At 60.9% G+C, this 15,803-nt stretch carries 18 protein-coding genes and 4 tRNA genes; 14 read left to right on the plus strand and 8 right to left on the minus strand.

From position 1 onward, the window contains the following. Positions 1-225: 225 nt before the first annotated feature. Entirely contained in the window at positions 226-696 is a 471-nt protein-coding gene (locus tag ACIOTN_RS09265) for a hypothetical protein (RefSeq protein ID WP_402735209.1), read from the minus strand. A 290-nt stretch (positions 697-986) separates the two neighbouring features. Here ACIOTN_RS09265 and ACIOTN_RS09270 point away from each other — a divergent pair, with 290 nt between their 5' ends. The 7 genes from ACIOTN_RS09270 to ACIOTN_RS09300 all read left to right on the plus strand — a co-directional run bounded on the left by ACIOTN_RS09270 (position 987) and on the right by ACIOTN_RS09300 (position 5,402). Beyond that, the gene (locus ACIOTN_RS09270; RefSeq protein WP_402735210.1) at positions 987-1,544 is read left to right on the plus strand and encodes a dihydrofolate reductase family protein; all 558 of its coding nucleotides are present in this window, start codon (positions 987-989) and stop codon (positions 1,542-1,544) included. A gap of 210 nt (positions 1,545-1,754) precedes the next feature. Beyond that, on the plus strand, positions 1,755-2,624 hold the full coding sequence (locus ACIOTN_RS09275; RefSeq protein ID WP_400343223.1) for a glycerophosphodiester phosphodiesterase: 870 nt from the start codon (positions 1,755-1,757) through the stop codon (positions 2,622-2,624). A 5-nt stretch (positions 2,625-2,629) separates the two neighbouring features. Then, on the plus strand, positions 2,630-3,316 hold the full coding sequence (locus ACIOTN_RS09280; RefSeq protein WP_332727770.1) for a hypothetical protein: 687 nt from the start codon (positions 2,630-2,632) through the stop codon (positions 3,314-3,316). After that, a complete protein-coding gene (locus ACIOTN_RS09285; RefSeq protein ID WP_402735211.1) occupies positions 3,297-4,028 on the plus strand; it encodes an AzlC family ABC transporter permease in 732 nt (243 codons plus the stop codon). Before ACIOTN_RS09280 ends, ACIOTN_RS09285 begins: the two co-directional genes overlap by 20 nt. Beyond that, positions 4,025-4,342 (plus strand): AzlD domain-containing protein, encoded by a 318-nt coding sequence (locus ACIOTN_RS09290; protein WP_105657874.1) that lies wholly within the window; start codon positions 4,025-4,027, stop codon positions 4,340-4,342. The genes ACIOTN_RS09285 and ACIOTN_RS09290 overlap by 4 nt, the downstream gene beginning before the upstream one ends. A gap of 53 nt (positions 4,343-4,395) precedes the next feature. After that, on the plus strand, positions 4,396-4,716 hold the full coding sequence (locus tag ACIOTN_RS09295; RefSeq protein WP_400291005.1) for an MTH1187 family thiamine-binding protein: 321 nt from the start codon (positions 4,396-4,398) through the stop codon (positions 4,714-4,716). Then, positions 4,713-5,402 carry an O-methyltransferase gene (locus ACIOTN_RS09300; protein WP_400343221.1) on the plus strand — a complete coding sequence of 230 codons (690 nt, stop codon included), beginning with the start codon at positions 4,713-4,715 and terminating at the stop codon, positions 5,400-5,402. Before ACIOTN_RS09295 ends, ACIOTN_RS09300 begins: the two co-directional genes overlap by 4 nt. Here the strand turns inward: ACIOTN_RS09300 and ACIOTN_RS09305 are convergent. Beyond that, the gene (locus ACIOTN_RS09305) at positions 5,399-5,779 is read right to left on the minus strand and encodes a hypothetical protein (protein ID WP_105657877.1); all 381 of its coding nucleotides are present in this window, start codon (positions 5,777-5,779) and stop codon (positions 5,399-5,401) included. The two genes, ACIOTN_RS09300 and ACIOTN_RS09305, sit on opposite strands and share 4 nt — an antisense overlap. Positions 5,780-5,933: 154 nt before the next feature. Here ACIOTN_RS09305 and ACIOTN_RS09310 point away from each other — a divergent pair, with 154 nt between their 5' ends. Next, positions 5,934-6,440 carry a GNAT family N-acetyltransferase gene (locus tag ACIOTN_RS09310; protein ID WP_400343219.1) on the plus strand — a complete coding sequence of 169 codons (507 nt, stop codon included), beginning with the start codon at positions 5,934-5,936 and terminating at the stop codon, positions 6,438-6,440. Beyond that, on the plus strand, positions 6,433-7,260 hold the full coding sequence (locus tag ACIOTN_RS09315; protein ID WP_286134238.1) for a spermidine synthase: 828 nt from the start codon (positions 6,433-6,435) through the stop codon (positions 7,258-7,260). The genes ACIOTN_RS09310 and ACIOTN_RS09315 overlap by 8 nt, the downstream gene beginning before the upstream one ends. On the opposite strand, the gene ACIOTN_RS09320 is transcribed toward ACIOTN_RS09315, so the two are convergent. Together ACIOTN_RS09320 and ACIOTN_RS09325 are read right to left on the minus strand one after the other, a co-directional pair. After that, positions 7,257-7,766, minus strand: a complete 510-nt coding sequence (locus ACIOTN_RS09320) for a DUF2087 domain-containing protein (protein WP_181149090.1) — start codon at positions 7,764-7,766, stop codon at positions 7,257-7,259. The two genes, ACIOTN_RS09315 and ACIOTN_RS09320, sit on opposite strands and share 4 nt — an antisense overlap. Before the next feature lie 92 nt (positions 7,767-7,858). Next, a complete protein-coding gene (locus ACIOTN_RS09325; protein WP_181148871.1) occupies positions 7,859-9,310 on the minus strand; it encodes an NCS2 family permease in 1,452 nt (483 codons plus the stop codon). Between the two features lie 169 nt (positions 9,311-9,479). On the opposite strand from ACIOTN_RS09325, the gene ACIOTN_RS09330 reads away from it, so the two are divergent. After that, positions 9,480-10,457 (plus strand): universal stress protein, encoded by a 978-nt coding sequence (locus ACIOTN_RS09330; RefSeq protein WP_105657882.1) that lies wholly within the window; start codon positions 9,480-9,482, stop codon positions 10,455-10,457. A gap of 78 nt (positions 10,458-10,535) precedes the next feature. Here the strand turns inward: ACIOTN_RS09330 and ACIOTN_RS09335 are convergent, their stop codons facing one another. Together ACIOTN_RS09335 and ACIOTN_RS09340 are read right to left on the minus strand one after the other, a co-directional pair. Further along, on the minus strand, positions 10,536-12,314 hold the full coding sequence (locus ACIOTN_RS09335) for an NlpC/P60 family protein (protein WP_402735212.1): 1,779 nt from the start codon (positions 12,312-12,314) through the stop codon (positions 10,536-10,538). A 778-nt stretch (positions 12,315-13,092) separates the two neighbouring features. After that, entirely contained in the window at positions 13,093-13,452 is a 360-nt protein-coding gene (locus ACIOTN_RS09340) for a metallopeptidase family protein (RefSeq protein ID WP_402735213.1), read from the minus strand. 150 nt (positions 13,453-13,602) lie between these two features. Between ACIOTN_RS09340 and ACIOTN_RS09345 the strand changes: the two genes are divergently transcribed. From ACIOTN_RS09345 to ACIOTN_RS09360, 4 genes are all read left to right on the plus strand, one after another. Continuing rightward, positions 13,603-13,675, plus strand: a tRNA-Glu gene (locus tag ACIOTN_RS09345). A gap of 55 nt (positions 13,676-13,730) precedes the next feature. Beyond that, positions 13,731-13,804 (plus strand) — tRNA-Asp (locus ACIOTN_RS09350). Between the two features lie 49 nt (positions 13,805-13,853). Further along, positions 13,854-13,926 (plus strand) — tRNA-Phe (locus ACIOTN_RS09355). Between the two features lie 61 nt (positions 13,927-13,987). Then, a tRNA-Asp gene (locus ACIOTN_RS09360) sits at positions 13,988-14,061 on the plus strand. Between the two features lie 52 nt (positions 14,062-14,113). Here ACIOTN_RS09360 and ACIOTN_RS09365 read toward each other — a convergent pair. Next, the gene (locus tag ACIOTN_RS09365) at positions 14,114-14,956 is read right to left on the minus strand and encodes a hypothetical protein (protein ID WP_105662680.1); all 843 of its coding nucleotides are present in this window, start codon (positions 14,954-14,956) and stop codon (positions 14,114-14,116) included. A gap of 14 nt (positions 14,957-14,970) precedes the next feature. Beyond that, on the minus strand, positions 14,971-15,771 hold the full coding sequence (locus ACIOTN_RS09370) for an exodeoxyribonuclease III (RefSeq protein ID WP_105657885.1): 801 nt from the start codon (positions 15,769-15,771) through the stop codon (positions 14,971-14,973). Between the last annotated feature and the right edge of the window lie 32 nt (positions 15,772-15,803).

Below are 15,803 nucleotides of genomic sequence, written 5' to 3' on the forward strand. Positions count from 1 at the left end.
GGTGTGGGAGAGTAGGTCACCGCCGGACTTAACTTGAGTAGATGGTTTGAGGCCCTGGTACCGTTTGGTGCCGGGGCCTCACCTGTTTAACCCGTGCAGGGGCCAGGCATGAAAGCCTGGCCCCTGCACTTGTTTAAGCACTGTTCCTGTTGGCTTGCGGCCTGCCTATTATCGAAGCATCGCAATCGCTTTGAACCGCTTCAAGCAGTCCAAGGAGTGAGAAGACTAGTGGGCTGCTTCTTCGGCTTCAATTATTGACGCGAGTGCCAGGTCTTCGATGGTGAGCATCACGGTGCTATCCGACCGGTCAAATAGCTGCAGGGTGATGCTCCGGCCATTACAGCGCCACATGCACACCGACTGATCTTCGTCGTCCCAAGGGCGCTCAGGAGTGCCATACAGTTGGGAAAGCTGCGCCTGCAGGGCTTCGTAGCCATACTGGGCCACCGGGTCCTGGGCGTTCAGCGATCCGTAGAGGTGGGTGCAGACGCTGAGGAATTGCTGACGGTAAGTATCCCAAAAACTCACCATTTTTCCTGGCAGGCCGAGGTCTAGGCTCATCATTTGATGTGGTGAATCGTGGTCTTCGGCATCAACGTTGTTTCCGGAAACGAATCCAAGGGCACCGAACAGGACTTCACGCTCGACTTCGGTCTTTGGCCAGGGGCCTTGGACCAGGCCCTGGACAATGGGCATGAGGTCGCGGGGACCAGGGGACAAACTTGGGGATGAGTCTGGTGGCGGCATACTGCGAGCCTACCTTTGACGCTTAGTCTCCCGGAAGATGAGCGTGAAATTGTGTTTCGCTTACAGGTTCTGCATCCAACGCAGATGCTGGGCGGACATCGCCGATGCGAACGGGCCTGTCTCTGCTTTCGCACCGGTTGCCTGATGATGCATCGTCGCTGCTTGACGTGGCTGGCCGGCAACCCTACAGTCAAGGCACCGGGGACCTGGTGGTGAGGCTATAGCTACAGGAGCTTGCGATGGGACAATTGACATTCAGCATCAACGTCACGCTGGATGGCTGTGTAGATCATCGCGAAGGCATCGCCGACGACGAATTGCACGACTACTTCACACGACTGATGAATGCGCACGGAGCGATGCTCTGGGGGCGTGCCACCTACGAGCTGATGGAAGATTACTGGCCGGCCGTCGCTCATGGAGATATCGCAGCGCCACCAGCGCTGCTTCGCTGGGCGCAGCAGCTGGAGGAGAAGCCCAAGTACGTTGTCTCAAGCACCCGCACCGCGTACTCGTGGAAGAATTCGCACTTGCTAAGCGGCGACCTACGCGCCTCGGTGCAGAAGCTGAAGGACCAGTACCCCAATGGAGTGCTGCTCGGTAGCGGCAAATTGGCAACGGTTCTGGACCGGATGGAACTTATCGACGAATACCACTTCCTAGTCCATCCAGTCATCGCCGGGCATGGACCAACCCTGCATGAGGCAGGATTGCAGGATTCCCGTCACCTCCAGTTGATATCAGCGCAGCCGCTGGCCAGCGGGGCAATCGCAGCCAGCTATCGGCGTGCATGCTGATTCCCATGACGATGGCGATTTTGCCTTGGAATTCCGGGGCAGAATCAGGAAAGCGGACACCTTTTCTTGCCGGGTAACTTCGTGTTTTGCACGATGGCAGCAAGTGCTTGCATCCGCAGGCCGAAGCCACGAAAGCAGTCGAAGAAATAAGCGTCTTGGCAGAGGCCAATCTGCGTTGCCAAGGAGCGATGATCGCGTAGCGTAGGAATTATGGATACGCTTTTTTTCGCCCATCGCGGCAGCTCCCATAAATATTCGGAGAACACTCGTGCTGCCTATCTGCAGGCCATCGACGAAGGCGCCGATGGAATCGAATGCGACGTCCATCTGAGCAAAGACGGAATCGTCGTCTGCCACCACGATCCAACAGTCGACCGCACCTCTGATTCAGCCGGTCTGGTTGCCGGATTTACCTTGGCCCAGATGAAAGCCATGGACTTCACTGGAGTCGTTCCGAGCATGGTCCCGGCCGAGTACGGGGCGGAGAATGAACAGCTCCTGAGCCTCGGCGAACTTTTCGAGCTCATTGAAGCACGCGGCAAGCCAATTGGCCTGGCTATCGAAATCAAGCATCCAAGCCCCTATGGCCACCTGCTCGAAAAGGGTGTGCTGCAGGTTCTCGCAGCCCATGGCTTCGACCCGCAGACGGGCACGGCCGGCTCGCAAGGGCAGATCGCGGTGACCCTGATGAGCTTTGAGCCGAATTCCCTGCGCTATCTGGCACGCACCGTCAGCACTTCACTATTGTGCCAGCTGATGACCGAGGTCAACCCGGACTATGTCCGGCAGCTCATTGATTCCGGCGACCTGGGGCGAGCAGGTGTCTACGATGTTCTTTACCGCTCCGTGACTGAAGGAATCGAACTGATCAACGCAGGGGGAGCTGGCATCATTGGATCCGGGGTCGCCTGGACCCGAGCCAATGAGCATCTTGTGCGCCGATGGCTGGAACAAGGGCTGAAGGCGCGCATCTGGACGGTTGACCGTCCCGCGGATGCGCAATTCCTGGTGGACCTGGGTGTCGGGGAATTGACGAGCAACCGCCCGGCAGAACTGCGCAAAGAATTGGAGCTGAGCTAGGCCACATGAACACCGGAGAAATCGCACAGGTCAACCTGTACCTGCAGGACACGTACATTTTTGCTGCGGAGGCCCGAGTCATTGCGACGGGAAGCGGCGAAGACGGGCTGTGGATTGCCCTGAGCCCCAATATCTTCCATCCCCGTGGTGGAGGCCAGCCCGAAGACTCAGGCACCGTGGACGGGCTGCCTGTCTCAGTCCAGCGCGACGCGAATGCACTGGTGGTCTTGTACGGCGCCGGCGCCCGGCAGGTGGGTGATCAGGTCCTAGCTGAGATCGATGGCGAGCTGCGCCTTTCCCATGCCGCATTGCACACCGCAGGGCACGTCCTGGGCTTCGCTGGCGAAGACCGCGGCTGGCAGCACCAGGGCCACTCGCACTTCCCTGGGCAGTCGCGGCTCGACTTCGATCCGGCCAGCCTCGACCTGCCATTGGGTGATGAGAACGAACGGGCCGCCGCCAAGGCCTGGCTCCAAGGACGCGTCGATGAACTCATCGCTGGCGGCGGAGAAATCACAACGGCCACCGATGCTCAGGGCATCCGTACCGTGAGCATCGCCGGGGTGAATGCCGAACCTTGCGGTGGCACCCACGTGAAGCACCTGAACCAGCTGCAGCACGTCGAGATCGGCGACGCAAAGGTCAAGCGCGGTGTCTACAAGGTCAGGTACGATGCACGCCACGTCCGCTAGCTGGTTCACTCCGGCGACCAGGATGGGCCTTTCCATCGCGATCGCCACCGGGCTCTACGGCATTTCCTTCGGGGCCCTGTCCATTGCTGCAGGACTGGATCTGTGGCAAACCGTTGCCTTGAGCGCCTTGATGTTCACCGGCGGATCGCAGTTCGCCTTTATCGGCGTGATCTCAGGCGGAGGTGCTGCCTCGGCAGCGTTCTCCGCCGCTTCGCTGCTGGGAATCCGCAATGCCGTGTACGGGATGCAGATCAAGCAGGCATTGCGGCCTTTGGGACGGCATGTGCCCTGGATGGCCCAGGTGACCATCGATGAATCCACCGCAGTCAGCTTGGGGCAATCGGACCTGGCCGAGAAGCGCCGTGGTTTCTTCACCGCCGGGGTGGGCGTCTACGTCCTGTGGAATCTGTTCACCCTCGTCGGAGCCTTGCTCGGAGAACGCATGGGGGACCCCGCGGCTTGGGGGCTCGATGGCGCCGCGGTCGCCGCCTTCATCGGTTTGCTCTGGCCGCGCTTGAAGTCAGTTGAACCGGTCATGATCGCGATTGCGGCCGCAATCCTCACCGCGCTGGCTGTGCCGATCACCGCGCCGGGCTTGCCGATTCTGGTAACCGCGGCCTGCGCTGCGATCTACGCGGTGGCCACCGGCCGCCGGACCCCGGCTGCGACCGAGCACGGCGATCTGGAAAGCATTGAGGAGGACCAGCCTTGAGCGAATTGAGCTGGTGGATTCTGGGAGCCTGCCTGACGGCCTACGCAATCAAGCTCTGCGGCTACTTTGTGCCACGCAAGGTTCTGGACTCGCCGACCATGTCCCATGTCGCGGCCACGCTGACCATTGCGTTGCTCGCCTCGTTGGTGACGGTCAACGCCTTCACCTCCGGGCAGGAACTGGTGATTGACGCCCGTATCGGTGCGCTCGCGGCGGCGATTATCGCACTGGCTTTCAAGGCACCCTATCTTGTCGTCGTTGTCGTCGGTGCTCTGGCGGCCATCGTCTTGAGGGCGAGCGGACTAGCTGCCTAGATATTGCCTGCAAGGCGGATGACAAGCACAAGGCGTAGTGGGACAGTGGAAGCATGATTGTAGCTTTCTCCGTAGCCCCAAGTAACGACAACCCCAACGGTTCGGTCCACGATGCAGTGGCCGAAGCGGTGAAAATCGTCCGCGATTCTGGCCTCCCCAATCGCACCAGCTCCATGTTCACCGAGATCGAAGGTGAATGGGACGAAGTCATGGAGGTAGTCAAGCAAGCCACCATGGCCGTTGGCCGATTCGGTTCGCGCGTATCGCTGGTGTTGAAAGCCGATATCCGCCCCGGTTACGAAGGTGAGCTCGATGGCAAAATCCAACGCCTGGAGAAGGCTATTGAGGATAGTGAGGAGAACATGTCGTCATGATCCACCATTCTGCAGAGAACCATGCCGCAGCCGTCGATGAATATTTGGAACAGGCGCTGGGGTTGCGCGTTGATGCCTTGGAGGCAGGCCGGGAGCATTCCCATAGTGCCGGGCTTCCACGGATTGAAGTCAGTCCTGCCCAGGGAAAGTTCCTCCAGCTGCTCACCGAGATCACAGGTGCCCGGAGGGTCCTCGAGATCGGAACCCTCGGAGGCTACTCCACCAGCTGGCTCGCCCGGGGCGTCGGTGCAGCTGGTACCGTCATCAGCTGCGAATTTGAACCCCTGCATGCCTCGATTGCGCGTGAGAACTTGCAGCGGGCAGGGCTTTCAGAACGTGTTGAAATCCGGTTGGGGGCCGCTCAGGGTTCCATGGATTCGCTGATTTCCAAACGCGTTGCACCATTTGACCTGATCTTCATAGATGCCGATAAGCGCAACAACGTGCCCTACCTGGAACGCGCACTGGAGCTGGCGCATTCAGGCACCGTGCTGGTGCTCGACAACGTGGTGCGCAGCGGCGCGGTCTTGGATGACCCATCCCGGCATGGGACGCAAGAAGCCGATGTTCGCGGAATCCAGGACTCTTTGCGGTGGTTGCGCGATGACCCGCGCGTATCAGCCACGGCGCTGCAGACTATAGGCGTCAAGGGGTGGGACGGGTTCGCGCTAGCGCGAGTCCTCTAGCGCGTTGGATAGCGCTCGGGGCGCTCGAATTCGAGTTCCCCGGCTTCATCGTGCTTGAACGGCGGCGACTTCAGGATCAAGAAGTACACGCCCAATCCGCAGAGAATACCCATCGGCGGGCCGACCCACAGGGCATAACCGGTATTGCGCACCAGCCCCGCAACTACCGGGCCAACCAGCATGGGAACGATGTAGTAGTAGTGGTCCGGTTCGGCCGGGCCCCAGAAGCGTTCGAACCTGGCCAGAATGCTGAAGCCGGCGGCTAGGAGAACGCAACCGAGCAAAATCACCCAGAAGGTCGAGGAAAGGCTGATGGTCAGGGTCAGGGAACCGACAAGGCCACCAGTCAAGGCAGCGTATTTTGTATTCCGGTTCAAGTCCGACCCCCCCCTTTGAGCCAAAAAGTTTACGACTACGTGAATATTTTTTCAAGCATTTGGACAGTCCGCAATACTACTTTAGTAGGAGGGGGCCTTGGTGCGTTGGAAGAAAATAGCGAAGTCACTGCCGTAGGCTAGAGAAGTGCCGCAAATGAACGACTACCGAATCCGACTGGCTACTGAACAAGACGTCCGCCCAGCGCTGCAAATGAAATTGCAAGCCTGGCGAGAAGCGTACGCCGCACTTCGCGATGAGTCCTTTTTCGCCCACCATGATGGCCAACTTGATGGCCAGGCAGCCTGGTGGGAACGCGGGCTGGCATCCGGAGCGCAATTCTTCATCGCGGAAGACCGTGATGGCCGCATCATCGGGCTAGCCGGTGGAACTCCGGCCATCGAAGAAGACCAGGATGCCGGTGTGGACGTCGAATTGGGCATGCTCTATGTCCTGGAAGAGTACTACGGTACCGGACTGGGCCAGCACCTCTTCGATGTTGTCCTTGGACAGCACGACGCCCTGGTCTGGGTCCTGCAAGGCAACGAGAGGGCCCTGGCCTTCTTCGCGAAGCAGGGATTCACGCCTGATGGAACCAGTGAAGCCCTGACTGGCAGCTGGAATGGCTTAATCGAACAACGAATGGTGCGCGCGCGTGGCTAGGGATGCCAAGGAATCAATGCTCGGAGAGTATCCGATCGACACCGGAACGGCGATCATTGAAGCTGATCCCTACGGCGCCAGCCGCTATATCCTGAAGGTCAACGGCGTGCCCTCCTCCCATGTGGACCTGGAGGACCCGGCCTACCTCGATTTCGAGTACATGCGCTGGATGGAACCGGTCTTCGCCATCGGTTTCCCGGCCGGGCAATACGACGGGCGCGCCCGCAAGCTGCGCGTGCTCCACCTTGGCGGAGGTGGCTGCTCCATGGCCCGCTGGGTCGCAGCCAGCTATGAAAACGCCCGGCAGGTCGTGGTGGAGCTGGATGCCAAGCTGGCCGAGCTGGTGCGCGTCCACTTCGAGGTTCCGCGCGCTCCGCTGGTACGCCTGCGCGTGGGAGACGCAGCCCAGGTGCTGCCCACCTTGAGCGATGCGAGCCGCGATGTGATCATCCGCGATGTCTTCGCCGGGAGCACCACCCCGCGCGTGCTGACCACGGCGGACTACGCCCGCGAAGCCCAGCGCGTGCTGGATGCCGGGGGCGTCTACATCATGAATTGCGGCGATACCGCGGACCTGTCCGGCGCCAAGGCGGAAGCCGCGACGCTGCTGGAGGTCTTCGAGCATGTGGCCATGATCGCCGACCCGCCGATGCTCAAGGGCCGGCGCTACGGGAACATCGTGTTCCTGGCCAGCGACGAACCGCTCAAGCTCGGCCCTGCATTCGAACGCAGCCTGCGCACTGCGCCGTTGCCGGCGCAGCTGGTTTCAGGGGCGGCAGTGCAGCGCTTCGCCACCGGGGCCGTGCCGATTACCGGCTAGCTCCCGGGGCCCATCCGGTATCCGCTCCCGTCTGCTGCGCGCTGCAGCAGGCCGTGGTCAACCATGTAGCGGCGCAGCAGCGCGACGTCCGGGTGGAATACCCGCAGCCGTTCATTGAGCTGCTCTTCGCGCAGTTCGTCCCCGGCTCCTATCACCGCATTGCGCAGGTAGACCAGCACTTCATGGCGGTCCGCTGGTTTCGCCGGGAGGCTATGCAGCTTGTGTTCGTCGAAGAAGCGGCGGATCCCGACGCGGTCGGCCTTCGCGGCCGAGGCCGAAGCCAAGGTCTTCTCCAGCAGTTCGTCGTTCAGCGCCCAGCCGGACCCCTCTTGGCGCAGAAGCCCGATGCTGGCCCAGCGCTCCAAGTCCTTGCGTTCGGACTTATTGGCCTGCTCGGGTACCCCGTGCCCGCTCAATACCGCCCCGAGAAGCCGGCGCATCGAGGGGTTCTTCAAGCCTGCGGCCACCTGGATCCACTGCCCAGCGGTGTTCTGCTGATCGCTCATAGTGCCCATCCTAGCCAGTTCCCGCCGGGCCGGAGGCAAAAAACGCCCCGCCATCGCCGGAGCAATGACGGGGCGCCTGGAGGGCTTCGGGGCTATTTGACCCCGGCCCACATCTCAATCAGTCCGATGCCGAAGAACAGCACGAAAGCCGCGGAAACAACCCACATCAGCGGGTGGATTTCCTTGGCGCGGCCCTGCGTGGCGCGGATGAAGACGTAGGAGATGAAGCCGGCACCGATGCCATTGGCGATCGAGTAGGTGAACGGCATCAGGGTGAAGGTCAGGAAGGCCGGCAGCGCGATGCCCCAGTCGTTCCAATCGATCTTGGAGACCTGGGTGATCATCATGAAACCGACCACGACCAGTGCCGGCGCCACGGCTTCGAAAGGCACCAGGTAGATCAGCGGGCTCAGGAACATCGCGACGATCATCAGCAGGCCGGTGACTACCGAGGCCAGGCCGGTACGGGCGCCCTCGCCGATGCCGGCACCGGACTCCACGAAGATCTGCGCCGAGGAGCTGGAGGTGCCGCCGCCGACGATCGCGCCGGCCGCATCCACCAGCAGGACCTTGTCCACGTTGGGGATCTGCCCGTTCTCGTCCATGGAACCCGCTTCGGAAGCCAGGCCCACCATGGTGCCCATGGCATCGAAGAAGATCGAGAGCAGGATGACGAAGGCCAGCAGCGAAGCGGCGGTGGCGCCGATCTTGCTGAAGGCGCCGAATACGCTGACCTGGCCGATCAGCGACAGGTCCGGAAGGGTCCACTCGGGCAGCGACGGAACCACCAGCGACCAGGTATTGGTCTCCATCGCGCCGATGTGGAAGACGGCTTCGAGGATGTTGGCAAGGATCGCCGAAACGACGATGCCGATCAGGATCGCGCCCTTGACCTTGCGCACCACCAGGGCCATGGTCAGCAGCAGGCCGACCACGAAGACCAGGATCGGCCAGCCCATCAGCTCTCCGTCGAAGCCCAGGCCCACCGGAACGGTGGTGTTCGCGGCATCCGGGAGGCGCTGGACGAAGCCGGCGTTGACCAGGCCGATCAGTGCGATGAACATGCCGATGCCCACCACGATGGCGGTTTTCAATCCGGCTGGAACCGCATTGAACACCGCGGTCCGGAACCCTGTGAGCACCAGGCCGAACATGACCACACCCGCAATGAGCACCAGGCCCATGACATCAGCCCAGGTCAGTTCCGGGTTGGTTGCCACGGTGATAGCGACGAAGGCGTTGACGCCCAAGCCGGTAGCCATGGCGAATGGGTGGCGGGCCCAGATGCCCATCAGGATGGTCAGGATGCCGGCGACAAATGCGGTCACCGCGGCAACGCGCTGGATGCCCAACTCGCCGCCCGAGGAATCGGCACCGGAAAGAACCAGCGGGTTGAGGACGACGATGTAGCTCATCGCGAAGAAGGTGGCGATGCCGCCGCGAACTTCGGTGGAGAACGTTGAACGCCGTTCCGAAATCTTGAAGTATCGGTCGATGCGCGCGGCCATAGCATTCCCGGACGCGGTTTGTGTGGAGGAGGACATGGAAAAATTCTATGACGTTTCGGGCGCTGATTCATATCGATCCGAGTGTCCAGTAGGCTGTACGCGAAAACTTTAGACCCAACTCACACCTAGAACTGCGGAAGCAAGTACATTGGTGGTAAGGGAAATCACATCCCGTTATATCTGAGGTAGTTGAGGAGCGAGTCTGATGAGTGACGAAGCACCAGTCGCAGCAGAGAAGATTGAAGGAATTGTCGTTGGCGTGGACGGATCCCAGCAGAGCAGATGCGCTTTGCGCTGGGCCGAACGCGAAGCGGTACGCCGCGGCAGCGTGTTGAATATCGTGTCCGCCTACACCATCCCGGTGTTCGCCGCGTCCTCCATGGACGCAGGCTACTCGACCCTGGATGACGACCTGATCCGCGGGGGAGCCGAGGACATTGTGCGCCAGGCCCGCGCAGAGCTTGAAGGCAGCACGGCGGCCATCCGCACCTATATCGAATCCGGCGACCCGTCCGGCGTGCTGCTGGACCTGAGCCAGGACGCCGAATTGGTAGTGGTCGGAACCCGTGGCCGCGGTGGCTTCGTTGGCCGCCTGCTCGGCTCGGTGTCCTCGGCACTGCCCGCGCACTCCAAGTGCCCGACCGTCGTGGTTCCGCTGGCCATGGCCAAGGAGCAGGAAGAGGCCGGTGCCGCCGCGGCGTCGAACCGCAACTGCATCGTGGTCGGCGTTGACGGTTCAGACCGCGCGCGTTCAGCGGTGCTGGCGGCCGCGGACGCGGCCATCGCCAGCGACCTGACGCTGCGCCTGATCTGCGCGGTGCCGCCGGTGGGGGCGGCGCTGGCATGGATGCCGGCGACCGTTGACCAGGAAGCCGTGCTGGAAGATGTGCGCTACCAGATGAGTGTGGGCTCCAAATGGCTTAAGTCGCACTATCCGTCGCTGAAGATGGAAACCGATGTGGTCTCCGGGCCTCCGGTCGAGGTGCTGATCCGCGAATCCGAGCATGCGGTACTGACCGTCACCGGCTCGCGGGGCCGCGGCGGCTTTACCGGGATGCTGCTTGGCTCAACCTCGCAGGGCGTTTTGCACCACTCCAAGGGCCCGGTGATGGTCGTGCCGGACTCGGATGACCCTCGCCTGGAGAACCGCAAGGACTTCGATACGCGGGCGCAGGAGCAGTGACCGCACGCCTGTAGCCAGAATGCAGGAAGGCCGCACACCCAAAAGGGTGTGCGGCCTTCGTGCTCGAGGGGGTGGCACTTAGTAGCGGGCTGCCTTCGGGTAGAGGTTGTTGACGTAGCTCAGTGGAGTCACCGAGATGCCGGCGTTCGGGTTGCGAGCGTGGACGACCTGGCCGTTGCCGATGTAGATGGCTACGTGGTAGAACGAGGAACCGCCGTTGGAAGACGAGAACACCAAGTCGCCTGGGCGCAGGTTGCTCAGCGACACGTACTGCGGGGCGCTAGCGAACTGCTGGGACGAAGTACGTGGCAGGCTGATGCCGGATTTGCCGAAAGCTCGCTGCGAGAAGCTCGAGCAGTCGAAAGCATCGGGACCGTTGGCACCGTAAACGTAGTACTTGCTGGGATCATCCGCGGTCTTCAAGGCCCAGGAAAACGCTGCTGAGTAGTTGCTGCCGGACTGCGGCGCGACTTCAGGCTTCGGCTCCGGCTTAGGTTCCGGCTTTGGCTCAGGCTTAGGCGCTGGCTTCGGGGTGACCTTCGGCTTGGGCTCCGGCTTTGGCTCAGGCTTGGGTGCCGGCTTCGGGGTAGCCTTCGGCTTCGGCTCGGCCTTTTTGGTGGGTTCCGGCTTCGGTTCGGCCTTTTTGGTGGGTTCCGGCTTCGGTTCGGCCTTCTTGGTTGGCTTTGGCTCGGCCTTCTTGGTTGGCTCTGGCTTCGGCTCGGCCTTTTTGGTCGGTTCCGGCTTCGGCTCGGCCTTCTTGGTTGGCTCTGGCTTCGGCTCGGCCTTTTTGGTCGGTTCCGGCTTCGGCTCGGCCTTTTTGGTCGGTTCCGGCTTTGGCTCGGCCTTTTTAGTTGGCTCCGGCTTCGGCGCTACGGGAGGCTCGACAGCTTCCGGTTCCTCTTCAACCTCCTCAGGCTCCGACTCGACCGTTTCCTCTTCAGGTTCGGCCTGCTCCAGCTCACGTGGCTTTTCAACCGAGAGCGGCTGAACGGAGTCTTGCTTCGTTTCGGGAACCTTGGCGGTTTCCTCTTCGGCGATGGCGTCCGCGAGAGCTTTTTCCTGCTCCTGCGTTTCGCGCTCTTCAACCGCCTGGCGAACCTCGGCCTCTTCCTTCTGCTTCAAGGTAGCGAGGTGGCCGATCAAGTCATCGCGCAGCTGCTTCTCAGGTGCGATAGCTGCTTCGTAGGTGGACAGGGTGCTGTTCGCGGTCGCTGCGGCTGCGTCATAGTTGGCTGCAGCTTCTTCGGCGGCGTTCTGTGCCGCATCAGCATATTCCTGCCAAGCCGAAACGAGGCCTTCGGCCTCGGTGGCGGTGTTGACGGACTGGACCTTCTGTTCGCTCAACGCGTCGATGGTAGCGGCCTTGTAGAACAGGTCGCCTTCCTGGTTGTCATCAAGGAGCAGGCTCAGGGTCGAGGTGCCTGCGCCATTGCGGTAGATATCCGAAGCGATAGCACCCAGATCGTTGCGGCTCTGCTCCAGGTAAGTCTTTGCGTACTCGAGCTGTTCTACAGCCTTCTCGGCCGCAGCGGTGCGCAGATCGCGCTCTTCGCCGGCGGTGAGCAGGGATTCCTGAGCCTGAGCGGCCTCAGTTTCAACGCGCTTCAGTTCGGCGCGGCTGGAAGCCAGGGAAGCTTCGATGCGCGCGATCATCGCGTTCGTCGAAGCCTTATCCTTCTTTGCGTCCTGGACCTCTGCGTCCGAAGGTAGCGCGGAAGCGCTAGGTGCGGCAGCGATGGCCACAGACTGAGGAAGCAGAGCTGAAGTAGATGCGGAAGCGGGCAAAGCGCCTGCAATGCAGGACACCGCTAGGGCTAGGGTGCTTGCAGCAACACCGAGCGTGTGGCGAGTAGCCATATCGTTCCTCACTAAGTACTTGGATGACGCGGAGTGCGTGAGTCGTGACCTTCACCGATGAGTAGGTCACGATTCGGATAAGACTCCAAATAGCACATTAGGCCAATTAAGACACGCTTGGCAACACTGTTCACATCAGTCACATGAATCCCATTCGTGTAATTCGCCTGGGTATTCGGCGGTGATCTGCGAAGATAGTGGCATTTGGGATCTGTGTGGCTGATCAAGAGTGGCTGGGAAATTACTCAGACATATATCTCGCCTCGTTACCAAGGTATCGATTGTCATGAAGCTTGGGTAACGTGCCGGAGGGGAATGTGCGGCTGCAAAAAGGTTTGCCTTTAAAAGGGAAAGGTACTCCGGGAGGGCGCAAAGCTCTGCTTCGCTGGGTCTGCCTCGGAGGCGCCGGCTCCAATGGCGAAATCCTTTTGAGGGGGTGCGGTGCCGTGCTCCCAATCGGGATCACCTCGCTGCCCTTGGTGGCGGAGGGGCCCAGAGTCGCTGGGTGGACAAGGGCAAGGGGCATGCCAGGTTCCTCCGGCTGGCTGCACCTGATCACGCCCGGATAAAGCAGCCGCCAGCGGGGCAACGGGAAACCGACCGGCGCGCGAATCGTTGAGAGCCGGCTTTTGGGCGGCTTGCCCGCCGGTCGACTGGACCCGGATGGCGATTCCAAGCGCCATGCCTGTGCTTTGGGTCTCTTTCGACCTCGACTCGACCACTGCATTCGAGTATTTTTGTGAGGCAGATCTCAAAAGAAGATTCTGCGGATTTGGGGCTATGACCACCCTAAATCGTGCAATTTCGCGTCGTCGATTCCGAAGTGATGGGCCACTTCGTGCATCACTGTAATCCCAATTTCCCGCACTACATCTTCACGTGTTTCGCAGGCTCGAAGCGTCGGATTCTTGAAGATCGTTATGCGGTCGGGAAGTGCGCCCGTGCCCCAGTCCAGGTCCCGTTCCGTGAGTGCAATGCCCTCGTATAACCCCAGAATTTCAGGGTTTTCTGATTCTCCTGGAAGCGGCTCATACTCGTCTTCGATGAAGAAAATGACGTTGTCCATCATGGCGAATGCAGCCTCCGGAATGGCGTCGATGGCCTGCTCGACCAGGGTCTGGAATTCGTCGTCATCCATCTCAAAAAGCATGCTTCCAGACTAGGCCCGCGCACCCGATTTGGCATGGGTGAAACTCGTCCAGGTGCCGATTTTGCAAAAGCAAAAAACACTGCGTATAGTTATTGGAGTCCGCTACGGAGAAGCAAGAAACCGAAGCGAACAACTTAGGCCCCCATCGTCTAGCGGCCTAGGACACTGCCCTTTCACGGCAGCGGCACGGGTTCGAATCCCGTTGGGGGTACAAACAACCATTATGTGGTTGTCAGATGGAGAAATCCATTGGCTTGCGAAAGCAAGGCCCTGTAGCGCAGTTGGTTAGCGCGCCGCCCTGTCACGGCGGAGGTCGCGGGTTCAAGTCCCGTCAGGGTCGCTCAATTTACTATTTCAATAGTAGATTTGGTGTCCACTTAGTGGTACCAGGCTCTGTAGCTCAGTTGGTAGAGCGTTCGACTGAAAATCGAAAGGTCACCGGATCGACGCCGGTCGGAGCCACGCAGGCCCTCGGTTTATCCCGGGGGTTTTACTGTGTGACTTGAATTTATTCAAAGCACTAGGCCCTGTAGCGCAGTTGGTTAGCGCGCCGCCCTGTCACGGCGGAGGTCGCGGGTTCAAGTCCCGTCAGGGTCGCACACTAAACAGAAGCTCCGGATTCCGGGGCTTTTGCTGTATCCAGGGGCAGTTAGTTCGCGCGGCCAAGATGCCGCGGACCAATCCAGCGATTGCTCAGCCGGCGGTATGCGGCGGCGGCGCTAGTCATGTCCTCGTCTTCCAACGCCTGAATGCCGTGCATCAAGTCGTTCGCGGAATCATCGGGCCACACAATTTCTGCCAACAGGCCATAATCCAGTTCAATGACCGATCTGTTGTCGAAGGATTCCAGCCATCCGCCAAGGCTGCCCAGCTCCTCGAAGAGCTGCGACTGCGGCGCATGGGATGCCAGCGCTTGGACTGCCCAAGCCAGGCGGTCAATGGCCTGTTCGAAAGTGGCGTACATGCGAACCGTCTTCAGCTGCTCACCGCTGTGAACCAGCTCGTGCTCGTCGTCCTCGCGGAAGAGGGCAAACCAGCCCAGCGGGATGCCCCATGAAGAGGTCCTCGTGTGCAGATGGGTCAGGTCATTGGCCAGGCGGTCGGCATCAACGCGTTGTGCGTTAGCTTGCCGCGCTGCCGGCGGTACCAGCAGGTCGAAAACCTCGGCCCGCATGGCTTCTTCGGCTTGTTCGGCAGCGAGCAGGCTGCGTGCCTGCAATTGCCCCGGGCAATAGCGCGTGTGCTCGGCCCCTTGGTAGTCCAAGGACTTCACGCTGCGGAAGAATTCCGGCTCATTATGCGGGAACGGGTCGGAGACATGGCGCAGGGTGCGGCTCCACAGCCGCTCGTTCTCGAAGTCATCCCACTGCTCCGCGGTGCGCCGCGGGGTACGCAGGATGATGGACTGGGCCCAATCCTCGAAAGCATCCAGCGGCTCGTAGACGCGCAGGTGCGCTGTAGCTGCGGTCAGCTCTGCGGCGGGCCCAATCATCTTTGCCGCCATGACTAGTCGGCCAGCTCCACGATGACCGGGGCGTGGTCGCTGGCGCCCTTGCCCTTGCGTTCTTCGCGGTCAATGCTTGCGCCGGTTACGCGTGCGGTGAGCGCAGGCGAGGTGAGCGAGAAATCGATGCGCATGCCTTCGCCCTTCGGGAAACGCAACTGCGTGTAATCCCAGTAGGTGTATTCGCCTTCGGTGTGCGGGCGCACGACATCGGTGAAGCCCAGCTCCTCGAAGGCAGCGAAGGAGGCGCGCTCTGGCGCCGAGACGTGGGTCAACTTGTTCTCGAGGAAGAAGTCGATATCCCACACGTCTTCGTCCTTTGGCGCGATGTTCCAATCGCCCATCAAGGCAATCTGCGCCTCGGGGTTTTCCGCCAGCCATCGGGCGGATTCCTGCTTGAGCACATCCAGCCAGTTCAGCTTGTAGCCCATGTGCTCATCATCCAACGCGCGTCCGTTGGGTACATACAGGCTCCAGACACGCACTCCGCCACAGGTTGCCGCGATGGCGCGAGGCTCCTGGATCGGATTCTTGCCGGCCTTGCCGAATTCCGGCTGCCCGGGGAAGGTGCGCTCAACATCCTCGAGGCCAACGCGAGAAGCGATGGCAACGCCATTCCACTGGTTGACTCCGAAGTGCGCTACCTCGTAATCGTTGTTCTCGAACAGTTCCCAGGGGAAATTGTCGTCTTTGCACTTAGTTTCCTGGATAGCCAGGACATCTACATCGGTACGTCGCAGCCAGTCCTCAACACGGTCGGCGCGGGCTCGCAGCGAGTTCACATTCCAGGTTGCAATCTTCACTAGTTCAACCTATCAAGTTTGCTGTCTTGTGC

Origin of the sequence: Glutamicibacter sp. NPDC087661, assembly GCF_044743275.1 — a bacterium.
GTDB lineage: Bacteria > Actinomycetota > Actinomycetes > Actinomycetales > Micrococcaceae > Glutamicibacter.